General features: G+C 68.0%; 10 protein-coding genes. 7 read left to right on the forward strand and 3 right to left on the reverse strand.

Annotation, left to right across the window (positions count from 1 at the left end):
* Positions 1–2,223 (forward strand): SDR family NAD(P)-dependent oxidoreductase, encoded by a 2,223-nt coding sequence (locus ACZ5ZX_RS12075; protein WP_465502016.1) that lies wholly within the window; start codon positions 1–3, stop codon positions 2,221–2,223.
* Between the two features lie 96 nt (positions 2,224–2,319).
* Here the strand turns inward: ACZ5ZX_RS12075 and ACZ5ZX_RS12080 are convergent, their stop codons facing one another.
* Positions 2,320–3,558, reverse strand: a complete 1,239-nt coding sequence (locus ACZ5ZX_RS12080) for a helix-turn-helix transcriptional regulator (RefSeq protein WP_465502017.1) — start codon at positions 3,556–3,558, stop codon at positions 2,320–2,322.
* A 766-nt stretch (positions 3,559–4,324) separates the two neighbouring features.
* Here ACZ5ZX_RS12080 and ACZ5ZX_RS12085 point away from each other — a divergent pair.
* The 3 genes from ACZ5ZX_RS12085 to ACZ5ZX_RS12095 all read left to right on the forward strand — a co-directional run bounded on the left by ACZ5ZX_RS12085 (position 4,325) and on the right by ACZ5ZX_RS12095 (position 11,913).
* Positions 4,325–5,695 carry an acyltransferase domain-containing protein gene (locus tag ACZ5ZX_RS12085; RefSeq protein ID WP_465502018.1) on the forward strand — a complete coding sequence of 457 codons (1,371 nt, stop codon included), beginning with the start codon at positions 4,325–4,327 and terminating at the stop codon, positions 5,693–5,695.
* Positions 5,692–11,268, forward strand: coding sequence for an SDR family oxidoreductase (locus ACZ5ZX_RS12090; protein ID WP_465502019.1), 5,577 nt, complete (start codon positions 5,692–5,694; stop codon positions 11,266–11,268). Before ACZ5ZX_RS12085 ends, ACZ5ZX_RS12090 begins: the two co-directional genes overlap by 4 nt.
* 207 nt (positions 11,269–11,475) lie before the next feature.
* Positions 11,476–11,913 (forward strand): LuxR C-terminal-related transcriptional regulator, encoded by a 438-nt coding sequence (locus tag ACZ5ZX_RS12095; protein WP_465502020.1) that lies wholly within the window; start codon positions 11,476–11,478, stop codon positions 11,911–11,913.
* On the opposite strand, the gene ACZ5ZX_RS12100 is transcribed toward ACZ5ZX_RS12095, so the two are convergent.
* The gene (locus ACZ5ZX_RS12100; RefSeq protein ID WP_465502021.1) at positions 11,906–12,385 is read right to left on the reverse strand and encodes a hypothetical protein; all 480 of its coding nucleotides are present in this window, start codon (positions 12,383–12,385) and stop codon (positions 11,906–11,908) included. The two genes, ACZ5ZX_RS12095 and ACZ5ZX_RS12100, sit on opposite strands and share 8 nt — an antisense overlap.
* Positions 12,386–12,512: 127 nt before the next feature.
* Positions 12,513–13,601: a hypothetical protein gene (locus ACZ5ZX_RS12105; protein ID WP_465502022.1), complete on the reverse strand. Its 1,089-nt coding sequence runs from the start codon at positions 13,599–13,601 to the stop codon at positions 12,513–12,515.
* A 345-nt stretch (positions 13,602–13,946) separates the two neighbouring features.
* Here ACZ5ZX_RS12105 and ACZ5ZX_RS12110 point away from each other — a divergent pair, with 345 nt between their 5' ends.
* Genes ACZ5ZX_RS12110 through ACZ5ZX_RS12120 form a run of 3 tightly spaced genes read left to right on the forward strand, consistent with a single transcriptional unit; the run spans position 13,947 to position 16,432 of the window.
* Positions 13,947–14,795, forward strand: coding sequence for a polysaccharide deacetylase family protein (locus ACZ5ZX_RS12110; RefSeq protein ID WP_465502023.1), 849 nt, complete (start codon positions 13,947–13,949; stop codon positions 14,793–14,795).
* Positions 14,796–14,838: 43 nt separating this feature from the next.
* On the forward strand, positions 14,839–15,456 hold the full coding sequence (locus tag ACZ5ZX_RS12115) for a GNAT family protein (protein ID WP_465502024.1): 618 nt from the start codon (positions 14,839–14,841) through the stop codon (positions 15,454–15,456).
* Positions 15,457–15,481: 25 nt separating this feature from the next.
* Entirely contained in the window at positions 15,482–16,432 is a 951-nt protein-coding gene (locus ACZ5ZX_RS12120) for an LLM class F420-dependent oxidoreductase (RefSeq protein ID WP_465502025.1), read from the forward strand.
* Positions 16,433–16,533: the final 101 nt, after the last annotated feature.

A 16,533-nucleotide genomic window follows, 5' to 3' on the forward strand; every position in this document is an offset into this window, starting at 1 on the left:
GTGGGAGACGCACAACAGGCCGCGGCGTGGGAAGTGCCCGCCGAGGTGAATCTCCATGACCACGTCCTGCGCTCAACCGCGGCGGCGGGGGAGCACCTCGCGATAGTGGACCTTTCGCGAGGTGCCCGCCGGGAATGGACCTACGCGCGGTTGCGCGCGGCCGTCGCGGGGCTCGCGGGCTGGTTGCGGCGGGACGGGGTCACCGATGACGACGTCGTGGTGGTGCTGACCGAGAACAGCGCCGAATTCGTGGTGGCCTACCACGGGATCCTGGCGGCGGGCGGAGTGGTGCTCGCGCTCGACCCGCGGGACACCGCGGAGCACTGGCGGGCCGCGATCGACACCAGCGGCGCGAAGGCCCTGATCGCCGAAACGGCCCTGAAGCCACCGGAGTCCGCGCTGCCGGTCGTCTGCGTCGGTGCGACCACTCCGGGCGGTACGGCCTGGGAAGACGCGGTCGCGGCCGAGCAGGCTCCGGCTCGGCCGTCCGGGGGCGACCGGACCGCGGTGCTGATGAGTTCCAGCGGCACGGAAGGCGTGCCGAAGCTCGTCAAGGTGACCCATCGCAACCTCACCTCGAACCTCGGCCAGATCGACCATCTGCACCGGGTTCGCGCCGACGACGTGGTGTTGTCGGTGCCGCCGCTGCGGCATATCTACGGCATGCAGATGGCGATGAACCCGTCGCTGCGGGCGGGGGCGACCCTGGTGCTCGGATCCACCCCGTTTTCGGCCGAAGACTTCCTCCGCGACGTGACCGAAGAAGGGGTCTCCCTCGCCTACCTGGTACCCAGTGTCATCGCCGAGCTGGGGAAGACCGGACGGCCGCTCCCGTCGCTGCGGATGATCGTCTCAGGTGGCGCGCCGCTTCCTTCGACGGACGGCACCCGGTGCGCCCAAGCCCTCGGCGTGCCGGTGGTGCAGGGCTTCGGGATGACCGAAGCGGGATGCGTGAGCTTCAGCCCGGACGGGGTGGAGGTGCCGGAGGGGTCCACCGGGGTACTGGTTCCTGGCACCGAGGTCAAGTTCCTCGGCTCGGCGGACGGAACCGAATCCGGTGAACTGTGGTTGCGCGGGCCCCAGATCGCCCCCGCCTCGGCGGACGCGGACGGCTGGCTGCGTACCGGTGACCTGGTGACCCGCGACGCGGACGGTTTCCTGCGGATCACCGGGCGGGCGAAAGCCCTGATCAAGTACAAGGGACATCAGGTCTCACCCGTCGAACTGGAAGAGGTGGTGACGAGCCACCCCGCCGTGTCCGAAGCCCACGTCGCGGGTGTGCCCGACCCGGTCGCGGGGGAGATCCCGAAGGCGTTCGTCGTCCTCGAAGAGACCGTCTCGCTGGCGGAGATCACCGCGTACGTCGCCGAGCGGGTCGCACCGCACAAACGGGTGCGGGCGATCGAACGGGTGAGCGCCATCCCGCGGTCCTCGACCGGCAAACGGGTGCGGCCACCGGCTTTGCGCGTGCTGGTCACCGGTGGCGGGCGTGGGCTGGGGAAGACCTTCGCCCTCGCACTGGGCGCCTCGGGCGCGAACGTGGTCGTCGCGGGCCGCGACGAGGACGCCCTCGCCGAGACCGTACTGGAGATCCGGCAGGCCGGCGGAACGGCGGCACACGTGGCGTTCGATGTCACCGATGAGGCTGCCGTGACCAGCGGTGTCGCCCGGGTGATGGACGAATGCGGTGGTCTCGACGTCGTGGTCAACAACGCGGGAGCCCCGGGCCCGACCGGCCCCTTGTGGGCGGTCGACGAGCGGGAGTGGCGGCGCGCGGTCGAGGTCAATCTGTTCGGCTCGGTCGCCGTGACCAGGGCCGTAGTGCCGGTGCTCACCGGGCGCGTGGTGAACGTGGTGAGCCGGGCCGGCCGGGTCGGCTGGCCGAACGCGAGCGCCTACGCGGCGTCGAAAGCGGCCTTGATCTCGTTGACCGCCAGTCTGGCGGGTGAGTTGGGCGAAACCGGCCGGGTCGCGGTGGCGTTCGACCCGGGTTTGGTGGACGCCGGCATCACCAGGGCTCATCTGGATCGCGGCCCGACGGGGGTTCCCTGGGAGGACGAAATCCTCGCTTGGACGCTGAGAGCCCGTGAAGCCGGGCGTTTCACCTCCACCGAGGTCGCGGCCGAGGCGCTGGTCGCCGTCGCGACCGGTGCGGCGGATCACCTGAGCGGCCGCTATGTGCGCGTGGACGATGTGAAGGCCGAACGTGTCGTGGCGCGTTGAGGGGTGGGTGGAAAGAGGGACGCTGAGTGTCCTGATTTCCCCACACCGGTCACGTTCGGTCATCTCTCGGCGGTGAGCCGGACCTCTCGATACCGCTCAGGTCCGGCGATGAGGCAGGACCTCGCCTGCCAGCGCGCGCCGTCCGCGGATCCCGAGTTTGCGGTACACGTTGGAAAGGTGGAACTCGATCGTGCGCACGGTGAGCACCAGGCGAGCCGCTATCTGCTTGTTGCTGTAGCCGTCCTGGGCCAATTCGGCGATCTTCAGCTCCTGCGCGGTCAGCGTGGTCCGCTGTACCGGAGTCTCCAGTTCGCGCAGCAAGTGCTCGATCTTCCCCGTCAAGGTCGCGTCGCCGATGAACCGAGCCGATTTCTCGGCTCGAAGAAGCTGGGCCTTTCCCTCGAGATGCTGGCCGGACGCGACGAGCCTTCTGCCCTGTTCGTAGCAGACGGTCGCGATCCCGACGGGGGATCGGGCGAATTCCAGCAGGTCGGTGGCGTCCCTCAAACGGGCGGACGGCAGGTCGGAGTCCTCGATCGTCTCGAGGACATACAGCCCCCAGGCCATGTGGGCGTGTGACCGCCACGCCGTCGCGGTCTCGTACTCGTGTGCCGCCGCGGTGACGGCGATATCGGGCTTTCCGGCGGCCGCGGCGGTCAAGGCCAGCAGCCCCTTGCGGCGCGCGACCGAGAACGTGGCCGCCACGTCCCTGACGGGAAGGCGTGAACACTCATGCAGGTCTCGATAGGCCTCGTCGGCCCTGCCCGCGATCAGATGAAGCCAGCCGCGCACCACCAGCAGCAACGGGCGCATGAGCGGCCATTTGCGCGCGAGCAGGCCGAAGTCGTGCCTGCGGAGAACCTGATCGGCCAGATCGGCCTCGTTGACCGCGACGAGCGCTTCGATGTAGAGGGGGACCGCGAGATCACGCAGGCAGGAGGGGGACGCCGTGCCGGCGAGCCGCGCCAAGGCGGCCCTCGAACCCACCAGGTCCCCGGAGTGCTTGGCGTGCTCGGCCCGCATCAGGGCGACGTGATCGGCGAAGCCGGCGCGGTCTCGCTCCAACCTCCACACGTGTGCGTCCGCGCTCTCGAGTTCACCGGTCCGCAGGAGAATCGTCACTCCATGCCAGAGGCAGCCAGGATCACGCGAACACGCCTCGTCGCTGAACACGAGTTCGGCCTGCGCGGCTGTCGCCAGCCGATCCGTGCCCCGGGTAAGCATCGCCAGCGCCTTCGTCGCCTGGCAGTTCGGATGCGGTTCCGGCAACTGGGGCCCGATGAACTCAGGGTCCGCCGGTGGAAGCGCCCACTGTGGCAGTTGATCGAGCTTCATCCGGCCTCCTTACGTCCTCCGGCACATTCTGCACGTCCTCACGGCACATTCTGCACGATCGCGCACATCGTGGTTCGGCCACTCGGGTGAAGGACCTCGCCCGGATGCCGGAGTCGCGCCACCAAGTCGAAGGCACGGCGGCTCGCATTAGCATGCTTCTGAAGAGGTGTGGCGAGGTGCGCGGACAACATCGAGTAAAGTCTCGCGAAACTCGCCTCGAATTGATCGAGTGAAGCTGGCTGGCGTGATTCACGGTAAAGACCGTCACTCCTCGTATCAATTGACACGAGGAGGCCTGCGGATGGGGTGGTTCCCTGCCGCTCGTCGCGCAGGAAGTGAGGCCCTTTTTCGTAATGCGAAATTCTCTGGCCGCTACTTGCGGTGAGTCTTTTCCGGCCCGGAAGGCCATCGCGAGCCTCAGCAGCACTACCGGTCACAGCGGCTGCGCGTGAAGGCCCCCTTCCCTCGGCTCAGCCGAGGAAACTCGACCTTCACACCTTCCCCAGTACAGGTGCCAGGCCGCAGGTCACGAGCAGGTACTTGGGAGAGGTGCCGTCCTGACGACACTCACCACTCACGACCCACCCGCCTCGGAACCCGAGGATGAAAAAGGCCTGGTGGGCAAAGTGCATGTTTTTCGCCTTTTACTGCACAAAAGGGCCGAAGCTTATCTAATAACACTCGAACGTGTTATTCTCTGTCGTGCGGAATCGTATTCTCCTTTTGGTGTGAAATGCAGCGCGAAACCGAGACATCCGGAGTTCCCGTGCAGGCGAATCCTCTTTCTTCGACCTTTCTTTTCCCGGGCCAGGGCGCTTACCTGGCCGGTGTCTTCAGTGGCAGTGAGCAGGCGTTTCCCGTCATGGCCGCCGAACTCGGCCGGTTGGATGGATATTCGTTACGGACAGGTGGTCCCGCGGTGACGTACCTGCTCACCGATCCCGCCTCGCCCACCTTGGACCACCTTCTGGAGAACGACGTCCCGACGCTGAGCCTGGCGATCTTCGCTTCCCAGATCGTGGCCGCACGGCTTTACCAGGAGGAGTTCGGCCTTTCACCGGCGCTGCTCATGGGCCACAGTTTCGGCGAGTTCGCCGCGTTGGTGGTCTCCGGCGCCTTGACCCTGGAAGAAGGCGTCACCCTCGTGGTGGCGCGTGACCGGGCGTTACGGGCTTCAGGAGCGACCGGGGGAATGGTCGCCGTCGAAGCGGGCTTCCGGCGGGTGGAGAACCTCGTCGCCGCGATGGCCGACGGCAGCCTCACCGTCGCCGCGGACAACGCCTATGACCAGGTGGTGGTCTCCGGTTCCGGGCAGGCCGTCGCCCGTCTGGCGTCCGTCGCCGGCGAACTGGGTGTCAAGGCCACCGTCCTCCGGGTGCCATACCCGTTCCACAACCGCCGTCTCCTCGGCGAAGCCAACGAACTTTTCGCCCGCACGCTGGCCACGATCGTTCCGCGCGTGCCGCGTATCGCCGTCTACTCGCCGGTCCTCGGGCGTCGCGTGGAGACGCCCGAGGACGTCTTGGAGGTGCTGTCGAGCCATCTGGTCCGGCCGGTGCGTTTCCTGGACGCCCTGCACGCGGTCCGAGGGGAGGGCGAGACCCGGTTCGTGGAGTGCGGCGCGCGGTCGACGCTGGTGGACCTCGCGAGCGCGACCGTGGCCGGGATCAGCACCAGCGCGCCGTTCCGCCGCCGTGCCGACCATACGGGTGTGCTGGCCGAGGTACGCCGTCTCGAGGCCGGACCCGAAAGCTCGGAGACGACGGCGCCCGTGACGCCGGTCGTGCCCACGCCCGTCCCGGCGGCACCCGTCGAACCGGTGCCCAGCCAGCGGGTCACTTCGGTATCGAGCGAAACCGGTGACGAGGGAGAAGATCTCTCCGAGCCGGAGGTGCTCGACGAGCTCAAGACCCTGTATGCCGAAGCCGTCGGCTATCCCGCCGACGTCTTCGAGACCGGCGTCGAACTCGAGGCCGATCTCGGTATCGATTCCATCCGCCAGACCGAGCTCCTGCAACGGGCGAGGAAACGCTACGACGTTCCCGAGGCCGATCACATCCGGATCACCGACTACACGACCCTCGAATCCATCGCCGGGCTGATCGTCGAACTGAGGCATCAGGGAGAGCGCGTGTGAACGGCCAGGACTTCCACGGCAAGATCTGCCTGATCACCGGCGGCTCGAAGGGGCAGGGCCGGGCGATCTCGCACGAACTGGCCGGACGCGGCGCCCATGTCATCGTCAACTGGTTCCATGACGAGGCAGCGGCCGAAGAGACCGTCCAGGACATCGTCTCCGCCGGGGGCTCGGCGGAGGGCCTGCGCGCCAGCGTGGCGAAGGCCGAGTCCGTGGACGCGATGTTCGCGGAGATCGGACTGCGGCATGGGCGGCTCGATGTACTGGTCAACAACGCCGCCCGCGGTGTCTTCGAACCGCCGGAGGTGCTGACCGAGTACGACTGGGAACGCGCGATCAACACCAATGTGCACGGTCCGCGGCGCTGTTCCAGGGCCGCGTTCCCGTTGATGCGGGAACACGGCGGCGCCATCGTGAACCTCGGCTCGATCGGCACGAGCGTGGTCATCGACAACTACCTGTGCCCGGCCGTCTGCAAGGGCGCGCTGGAACAGCTCACTCGATACCTCGCCGTCGAATTCGGGCCATACGGCATCCGGGTCAACATGGCGTCCGCCGGAATGCTGGAAAGCCGGACCGTCGAGCTGTTCCCGGACAGCGAAAAGGTGCTCGAAGCCACCGTCGCGGGCACGCCGCTGAACCGGCTGGGCACCTTCGAAGAGAACGCGAAACTCGTCGCCTTCCTGGCGTCGGACCAGGCGTCCTGGATGACCGGCGAAGAGGTCGTCAACGACGGCGGTCTCCGGCTGGGCGGAGCGTTGATCCGCGCCGGAGGCACCTGGGGCGGGCGGGAGCGGATCGTGGCCACCGCCATGCCCGCATCCCAGACCACCACTCCGGAGCCGGTCGTCGCACCAGCCCCGGCGCGCACCGAGCCGGTGGTCGACGCCGAGGACGACTGCGTCGCGATCGTCGGCATGGGCCTGGTCGTACCCGGAGCGGAATCACCGGAAGAGTTCTGGAACCTGCTGCGGACCGGGTCACCCGCGTTCTCCGCGCCGGGGGACCGCTACCCGGACGAGACCTTCTGGGCGGCGTCACCGGGAGAGCGGGACCGTACCTATGCCGGTGTCTCCGGCTTCGTCCGGAAGGGCCGGGCCGACGACGTCGCTCCGGAGGCGAGCCTGTCCGCGTCCTGGCTGCGCGGCGCGCTGCGGCAGGCCCTGCCTGCTTCGGCGGTCCGCGGCCTGAAGACCAGCTGCCATATCGGGGCCTGTTCCGACGGCGACCAGCACTTCGAGCAGGCGATGGTGGTGGAGGGCTACGCCCGGCGGCTCGCCGAGCAGTGGCCGGGAGAAGAACCGGTTTCGCTCGACGAACTCCGTGCCGCCCTGCGCACCCGCTACGACCTCGACAGCGGGCAGGCCGCGGGACATCTGCCGGACGGGATCGTCCGGCACGCCATCGACGGACTTCTTCCGGCGGACACCGAGTTCACCGTGGTCGACACGGCCTGTTCGTCTTCGCTGTACGCCCTCGACCAGGGAATGTCCGCGCTGCTGGAGGGCCGATCCGAACTGGCCCTTTGCGGGGGCTATTTCATGGTCACCCCACGTTTCAACGTGTTGTTCGGCAAGCTTTCCGGGCTCAGCAAGGCGGGCAAGGTCGCCTCCTACCAGCGGTCGGCCGACGGGACGCTGTTCTCCGACGGTGCCGCCGTCATCGCGTTGCGCCGTCTCTCCGACGCCCGGCGCGACGGCGACGAAGTGTTCGCCGTCCTCTCCGGCTTCGGTGCCGCCGCGGACGGCCGGGGTCGCGCCATCGCGGCGCCGAACGCCCGTGGCCAGGGGCTGGCGGTGGCGAGGGCGGGCACGGCATCGCGGGTGCCCGCGGAAGAAATCGGCTGGATCGTCGGGCACGGCACCGGCACCAGGGCGGGTGACACCGTCGAACTCGCCGCTCTCGACGCGGCAGCCCCGGCCGTTCCGGTGCTGTGCACCTCCAACAAGTCGCTGGTCGGGCACACGGGATGGGCCGCGGGCGCGGTCTCGGTGATCCATGCCGTGCTGGGCCTGCGTGACGGCCTCGTACCCGCGCAACGGCCCGTCCCCGAACAAGATGAACTGCTCGAATCGCACCGGGTCACCGTCCCGGTGCGGGACACACCGCTGCCCGCGTCGTCGCCCACCGTGGGTGTCTCCGGATTCGGCTTCGGTGGCACCAATGGACATCTGTTGCTGCGGAAGGAACCCGCACCCGGTACGCCCGTGGTCCGCAGCAAACCGGAGGCCGTTCACGACGACGAGCCGATCGTCCTGGTGGGCTGGTCCGCGCATCTTCCCGGAGCACCCGACGGCGCCACGGTGCTCGACCGGCTCCGGGCGGGGAAGCCACCGGCCGAAGCCGAGGCCTTCCCCTCGCCGTATCCGGCACCGGCGGTGCGCGTCACGAAGATGCCACCCGCCGCGTCCAACGCGGTCGACCGGACACAGCTGATGGCGCTGGAGGTCGCCGATCGGTTCGTGACGGAGAACGGTCTGCTCTGGCGCGGCATCGAGCCGACCACCGGGGTGATCGGCGCGCACTACGGTCCGGCGACGACGTGGCTGGAGACGGCCTTGCGTTGCTACGCCGACGATCTTCTGTCCTGGAACCCGCCAGGACTGTCCGAGGACGACTTCGCCGTGGCGGCCGAGGCCGCCGTCAAACTGGTGCGGGAGACGACGCCCGTGACCACACAGGACAGCCAGCCCGGTCTGATGGGCAACGTGATCCCGGCCCGGATCGCCAACCACTACGACCTCAACGGCCCGGTGCTGCTCGCCGACGCGGGGCAGGCGGCGACCCTCCACGCCGTCGACATCGCGCGACGGTACCTGCGCGAAGGCACCCTCGACCTCGCGCTCGTGCTCGCGGTCAACGGCAACAGCACCCCGGAACTGGAGACGCTCCTTGGCCGGGAGGCGCTGGGGGAGGGCGCCTTCCTGCTGGCTTTGGCGCGCCGCGGTGACGCTGTCGCGGCCGGCTGGCCGGTGCTGTGCGAGATCTCGACGGAGGCACCGGTGACGTCCGGGACGGAGCCCGGCGCTCCCGAGCGCGACTACCTCGGCGCTCACGGCGCGATCGACCTGCTCACCGCGCTCGCCACGCTGGACGAGACGCCTCGGCGCGAGATCACCGGGGCTTTCCCGGCCCCGACGGTGACTCTCACCGCGCCCGCCCGTACCAAGCCGGTCCGGCGCAACGATCGCTACGTCTGTTCCTTGGCCGAGGATCTCGAACCGGTGGCCGAAAGCTGGACGATTCCGCCTGGTCCCGACTGGCTGGTCCTCGCTCAGCCGGGATGCGCGGAACTGGTACCCGCGGCCGTGCGCGAATCGGGTGCCGTCGTCCGGGAGCTGGACGCTGCTGTGCCGGTCGAAGAGCAGGTGTCCCTCGCCGATGGCCGGTTTTCCCACGTCCGCATCGTCGTTTCGACGCGTGATGCGGGCTGGCCGAACTCGGCGGACGACGACCTCGTGCTCACCCACGAGGCGCTTTTCCTCGCCGCGAAGGCCTGCCGCGACCGTATCGACGACGGCGGGTCGCTCGGCGTGGTGATCGACGACGCTCTCGCGGGTGGTGTGCCCCACCCTGACACCGGACTCTTCTCGGCACTGGTGAGCAGCCTCGCTTGGGATCTGCGCGGCGCCCGGCTCGCCGTGGTCATCGGCCCCTCGGACTGGGCCGTGGTCAACCGGGAACTGGCGAACTACGGCGGGAATCCCGTGGTGATCCACCGCGACGGGAAGCGGCTGCGGACGACGATCGTGGCTTCGCCGTCGGATCTCGACGAGATCGGCCCGGTCCTTCGCCCCGGCGCCGTCGTGGTGACCACAGGCGGCGCCCGTGGGATCACGGCGGCGTGTATGAAGGAACTCGCCGCCGCACAACGGATCCGGCTCTGGCTCCTCGGATCGTCACAACTGCGGGAGGTGCCCGAAAGCCTCCTCGACGCGCCGGACGCCGACTTGAACCGCCTTCGTGGCGAGTTCATCGCCACCGAACGCGCGAAGCGACCGGACCTGCCGGTCCGCGAGCTGAACGCGAGGTTCGCCAAACTGCTCAACGCCCGCGAGTCGTTGCTGAACCTGCGTGAACTCCGTGCGTTGTGCGGTGAGGACGCGGTGCACTATCTCTCCTGTGATCTCAACTCAGCCGAGGAGGTCACCGCGGCGATCCGGCAGATCCGGGAGACGGCCCCGCTGGTCGACCTGCTCGTTCACGGTGCGGGCCTGCACAACGGCGGGGACATCTCGCGGATCACCCTTGACGGCTTGCGCCGGATCCGCGACGTGAAACGGCGCGGATACCACAATCTCAAGGAAGCGTTCGGCGACGCGCAGCCCCTTTCGTGGTGCAACTTCGGCTCGGTGGCCGGTCTGGTCGGCTTGCCGGGGGAAACCGACTACGCACCGGGTAACGACTTCCTCCACGGTGCGGCCAGGGCGAACACTTTCGCCCGGGGTCTCGAAGAACGCACGCTGGTGTGGCCGATCTGGTCCGAGGTCGGCATGGGTGGTTCCGATCTGATGCAGGGCAACAACGAGCGAGCCGGGATCATGGCCCCGCTCAACCCCGCCGAAGGGGTGCGGCACTTTGTCGCGGAACTGACCCGGTTCCCGGCTTCCGAGCCGTTGGTCGCCTTCCTCAACCCGAGGGAGCGGGAGACCTTTTCCCAGCAGTTCCCCGGTTTCGTGCGGAATCGTCCGGCTCGGGCGCCTTGGCTGCTCGGCACGCCGTACCGGTTCGACGCCGGCTCCGCGGAGTGGGTGCTCGAACTGGGGGAGCGGACAGCCGGATTCCTCGCTGACCACCTCGTGAACGACAAACCCACCCTGCACGGCACCGGCCTCGCCACGGTCGCGGCCGAAGCGGCGACGGAACTGTTCCCTGACCGCCCGGTGAGCGCCCTGCGCGATCTGCGGTTCCACGCGTTCGTGGCTCCGAAGGCCCGGCCCGGAAGCCCTTACCGGGTGACGGCGACGGTCACCGGCCACGAAGGCGAGAAGGTGCTGGTGGAGGTTCGGATCACCAGTGACGTCGTGGACCGGCGTGGCCGGGTGCTGCGTCGCGACCGGCCGCATTTCACTTGCGTCGCCGAACTGGGACCCCTCGCGTCGCCGCCGAGGGCGGCGGACCGGGTCACGGGGAAGCGGTCGGACGATCCGTACTACCGACCGGGTAGCGGTGTCTACCTCGGCGGTGTCTTCCAGGCGACCTCCGAATTGGTCGAAGGCCCTCGCGGCTCGAGTGCCCGGTGGTCGTACGTGCGCCCGGTGACCGAATCGGACCGCGCACTACAGGAGAATCCGCCGGTCCCCTCGGTCCTGCTGGACGCTCTGGCTCGGACACGGATGTTGCGGACGGACGAGAACGGCGTCCACCTGCTCGCCGTTCCCCGGGCGATCGGGCGGATCGACTTCTTCACCGCGGGAGGCGACGGCCCGGTCTCCCGTGCGAACCCCGACGGCATCGTGCTCAACCACGTCGCCGCCGAAAACGTCGACGAGGCGTCCACAAGGGATGGTCGGGTGCTGATCCGGATCACCGGCTGCGAGATCTACGACGTGGACGACACCGAAGCTCGCTAGGGGCGGGGTCGTGAGTGGCTACGGCCAGTACATGATGGCCCCCTTCCTTGCGTTAGGCGCAAGGAAGGGGGCCATCATGTACTTTTCTCCGACGTCGAGAACGGGCATCATGAACTCACCGGGCAGCCGAGCCGGTCGGTCCCGGACAGGTTCCGGGCACTGCTGGTGGACCCGCATCCGGGCAGACGCCGGAATCACGGTGTACGGGTGGCGGCCTCCGGGACGGAGAGCTACGACCTCGTCCTGCTGCACACGTGCCAGGCTCCGCGCGAAGTGGCCGAACTGGTCAGCGGCCTGCGCCGGCAGGGCCGGAAACGCGTGATCGTGATCGCGTCCGACGAGGATCCGGCACCGGCGACCGCCGCTTTCGCCGCGAACGCGGTCGGCTACCTGGTCGACAGGTTCGAGCCCGCTCCGCCCGCCGGCAGGACCATCCGGGATGAGCCCGTGCGGAGCCTGTCCGAGCGCGAGCTCGAGATTCTTTCGCAGGTGGCGGACGGGAAGTCGAATCGGGAGATCGGTATCGAGCTCGCCTTGTCCGTGAACACCGTCAAAGGACATCTCGCTCGAATTTCCAGGAAGCTGCACACCGGCGACCGGTCGCGGATGGTCATGCTGGCGCTCCGGTCCGGAGCGATCAGCTGAACTCGCCGCGCGCCGCCCGGATCAGGGGATACCGGTGTGACCGCCACTGCGGCCGGGAAAGCGCGGCGATGACCCCGGAGGCCACGGGCAGCCAACGGTCCTTCGGCGACGGTTCGCGCAGCCACTGCACGGCGCCGCGTGAGGTGACCGTCGGCGGCAGCAAGGCCTTGGTGGGGGAACGGTGGAACAGCACGCCTTTCGGCAGCTCCGCGTCCGAGACCACGCAGTCGTCCGATTCGACGAGCGCGAACGCTCGGAACGGCGCACCGGGCACCAGCAACATCGGACCACGAGGCAAAGCGGCGGTCGCGGCGAAAAGGTGTTCGCCACCCCGGAACGGCACGGAGACCGCCGCCATGCCACCGGAGAGGCACAGTAGCAGCGAGTTACCCTGAACTTCGACGTCCCAGGCGAAATTGGCCTTGTAGAACTGGGCGGCCGCGAGCAGTTTCGGTGATACTCCGTCCAGCACCTTGACAGTAGCTCCGGAAGAGACCGTTCCCATGGAACCCGCCATTCTGCTCACGATCCTGTTGTCGTCTCCGCATCCCTTCGGAATGCTCGGCTTCCATTCTGTGCGCGGCGACTTCATGAATTCTCTATGTACGGGCGTGCTCGCCGTCGGCCGACGGGGTCAGTGCCTTCATGACCCGGCCGAGCGCCACGCTGTCCGGAATCGGCGGCGGACCGTCGATTTCGTTGATATAGGCGACGAATTCGGGATCCGGCATCAGGTGGTGCTCCCGGAGGTAGTAGGTGATCGAGTCGGTCCACACCCAGGATCCGTCGGTGTAGAAATTCGTCGGCACGATCGCCCCGCGTTCGGGTTCGACGATGTCGTCCAGCAGCACCGAAGTGACGAGCAGCAACGTGGCCGACTCGAGATACTCGCAGATCTTCTCCCGCTCGCGATCGTCTGTGATCTTCGGCCGGTCGGGATCGAACACGGGCCCCGATTCGGGGTCGACCTTGTCGAAGACCCTGGCCACCTGGACCTCGGAGTCGGTGTCGGCGGCCCAGAGCAGCCTGCCGTTCTGCTGCGCGACACGCTGATAGCGAAGGCCGCCGGTTCCCAGTGGGATCACCTCGACCTGCGGGTCGCGTTCGCCGGCGGCGATCAGGCTCTCCTGGAGGCGTCCTGCCAGTTCGGCAGGGGCCGAGGCTTCCTCGTGCTCGTCGTCGATCTCGGCCACATACACCACGCGAGGGGGCGGATAAGGCGCGTCGTCGATGGGGCTGCGCACGACGCTCCACAGGCCGCGCAGTCCGGGTTCGCCGGTCGCGGTGGCGAGCAGGTCCTGTTCGGCGAGCGCGGAGATCAGCATCGCGTTGTTCGTGTCCTCGCTTTGCTCGCCTTCGCCGGACTCGTCCCATTCCGCCGAAAACCGCCACGGCGGCGGAACGTCGTCGGGTGTGAGTTCCACATCGGCCAGTGAACTGGGGTCGCCGCCCTCGGTCTCCAGCAGTTCACCCAGCACATCGAGGTCGTCCTCGGTCAGCGGCAGTGTCGTCCGCCTCCCCGCGAACACCAACAGCCGGGCGACGTCACCGCACCGGTGCTCCGCCAGCATGCCGCGGGCATGGCTGAGTGTGTCGTCGGGCAGCCAGCCGGCGGTGCGGAGGAGTATGCCGTGAAGCTCAGGGGTGAACGGGTGGGTCATCATCGCTCCCGAAGGGTCGCCGGTCATCGGTCATTCTGACGCCGGTCGAAAAGCGAAGCCGGTGCAAAGCGCGATGAAGTGCCCCAATGTGCATCTTTCGCCGAAATTCATGACGTTGCGGGAGCGGAGCCGACACTGACGGCAGGCGACAATCCGGCCGTCGTCGAGGAGATCCGGGGCAAAGTGGATGGACGAAAGTTCGCCGCTCGCGCTTATCCCCGTCAAGATCTGTCAAGGGTGAGTAAGTTCCGTCCTGCCGAAGAAGAATCGGCACAGGAAAGCATATGCACGGCCACGTGAGCGAGAAAGGGCTGGATGATGTCGAACGCGCGATCCGCTCCCTGGGAATGGCCGGAAACGCGGTGGCGGTCCATGGTGGACGAGGTCGGTGCCTCGAACGCACTGGAACTCGGGGCCTGGCCTCGCAACGCCACCGTGGCCGTCGCGATCTCGGTCGACGTCGACAACGAGACCCTCGTCCTGTCCCGGGGTATGGACGGGCCCGGTCTTCTTTCCCAGGGCCAGTACGGTGCCCGTGTCGGCCTGCCCCGGGTCCTCGAGACCCTCCGAACGCATTCCGTTCCCGCCACCTTCTTCTATCCCGTGGTGTCCACCGAGCTCGATCCCGCCGGCCTCGCCGCGGTGCGAGCCGACGGGCACGAGATCGGCCTCCACGGATGGATCCACGAAAAATGCGGGGATCTGACGGCCGGACAGGAGCGGGAGCTGGCCCTGCGCAGCGCGGAGGCGATGGAAATCGCCGCCGGGGCCCGTCCGGTCGGTTTACGCACCCCGTATTGGGACTTCACCGCGCACACGCTGCCGATCATTCGGGAACTGGGTCTCGAGTACGACTCGTCGCTCATGGCCGACGACCAGCCGTACGAGCTCCTGCACCGCGGTGAAGCGACGGGGGTGACGGAGGTCCCGGTTTCCTGGATCCGCGACGACGCTCCGTACTTTCCCGACGACGCCTTGGGAAAGCAGGTACTGGCGCCGCACGAAGTCCTGCGAATCTGGCAGGACGAGTTCGACGCGGCCTACACCGAGGGGGGTCTGTTCACCCTCGCCCTCCACCCGCACATCATCGGACACCGTTCCCGGATCAAGGTATTGCGCGAGCTGCTGGCCTACATCGCGGCCCGCCCCGGCGTGTGGTTCACGACCCACGCCGACGTCGCCCGGCACGCGGTGGCACAGCGAGCGCGTTCCGCCGGGTGATGACCGGCCGAACTCGTTTCCCCGACCGAGAGGATCGTTCACCTTGCCCACCATCAGCCGTGTCCCCGAGGACCGGGTTGACACCCTGGTCGACGTTTACGCTCAGGCCTTCTTCGCAGACCCGGTCTTCTCGTGGATCTTCCCGGACCCGGAACGCCGGGCCGAAGCCAACCGGCGCTTCTTCACCGTCATCGTGGAATCGACGTTCGCCGGTGGCGGCCTTGCCCTGCAGATCGAAGACTTCAGCGCGACCTCGTTGTTCTATCCACCGTCGGTCCTGCCCACCGCGCAAGACCATGCCGATGTCCTGGCGCGACTGGAGAAGGAGCTGGACGATCAGGCGGAGCGAGCGGTGGCCTTCATGAACCTGCTCAACGACAATCACCCGCGAAACCTGCCGCCACATCTCTACGGAACCTACCTCTCGGCTGTTCCCGGGCAGCAGGGCAAGGGACTCGGTACCAGGCTCAAGATGGCCCAGTTCGCCCTGGCCGACGGCGCGGACGCCGGCGTGTACGGCGAAGCCAGCTGCCTGCGCAATCTCGCTCTGTACGAGCGGCTCGGACAGGTTCGCCTCGGTGAGGCGATCACCCTCGAGGGCGGTCCGTCGCTGTATCCGATCTGGCGGCCCCAGGCGAGCAAGCGGGCAGGCAAGTCCTGAGGACGGCGGTGCCCGAGGAGAGAACATGGACCGGTGGGGTATCACCATCCCGTTGCCCGGAGTACCTCTCGCGCGGCATCGGGAGATCGTCGAAGAACTCCCGGATCTCGGGTACACCGACCTCTGGACGTCCGAAAAGGCGGGTACCGACGCCTTCACGCCGTTGGCGCTGGCCTCCCAATGGGCGCCGGGACTACGGCTGGGTACCGCCGTCGCTCAGGTGTACACCCGTGGCCCCGCACTGCTGGCGATGAACGCGGCCACACTGGCCGGGCTCGCGCCGGGCCGTTTCGTCCTGGGAATCGGCGCGTCGTCGCCGGTGATCGTGCGGAAGTGGAACGCGACGGAATACGCGACCCCGCTCCGCCGGGTCCGGGACACCTTGCGGTTCTTGCGGGCCGCCCTGGCGGGCGAAAGAGTGAGCGAGGATTACGAGACCTTTTCGGTCAGTGACTTCCGCCTGGAGCATCCGGTCGATCCACCACCGGCGCTGGCGCTCGCCGCGTTGCGGCCGGAGATGCTGAGGCTGGCGGCACGGGAGGCCGATTGCGCGATCACCAATTGGCTCGCGCCCGGCGACGTACCCCGGATTCGCAAAGAGGTCGGACAGGACATCGAACTGGCTGCCCGCGTCTTCGTCTGCCCCACCCGGGACAAGGCCCTGGCCCGCCGGGTCGCCCGCAGACTCATCACCGGCTACCTGACAGTGCCCGTCTACGCCGCCTTCCACGAATGGCTGGGCCGCGGCGAGGCCCTCGCGCCGATGCACGCAGCCTGGGCCCGTGGTGATCGCCGCGAGGCCATGGAGGTGATCCCCGACGAGGTCGTGGACGAGCTCGTCGTGCACGGCGGTCCGGAACACTGCCGTGATCGAATTCAGTCCTATGTCGACAGTGGCCTGTCGACGCCGATCATCGCGTTGGTCCCGACCGGTGACTGTCCGATCGACCACGTCCGGAAGCTGGGGCAGGCCTGAGGTATCCGGAGAACTTCGGGCACAGTTCCCGGTCGGAAACGCCTTGTCCCAGGCAAGGAAACCCTGATCGCGACGATGATGCCGACCCGGGCGATAGGGTC

The organism is Amycolatopsis sp. NPDC033938, assembly GCF_055575975.1.

Excerpts from the sequence above, each read along its gene's own strand:
- ACZ5ZX_RS12080 (WP_465502017.1), bottom strand. The coding sequence starts at position 3,558 with ATGAAGCTCGATCAACTGCCACAGTGGGCGCTTCCACCGGCGGACCCT.
- ACZ5ZX_RS12105 (WP_465502022.1), bottom strand. The coding sequence starts at position 13,601 with ATGACCGGCGACCCTTCGGGAGCGATGATGACCCACCCGTTCACCCCT.
- ACZ5ZX_RS12110 (WP_465502023.1), top strand. The coding sequence starts at position 13,947 with ATGGTGGACGAGGTCGGTGCCTCGAACGCACTGGAACTCGGGGCCTGG.
- ACZ5ZX_RS12120 (WP_465502025.1), top strand. The coding sequence starts at position 15,482 with ATGGACCGGTGGGGTATCACCATCCCGTTGCCCGGAGTACCTCTCGCG.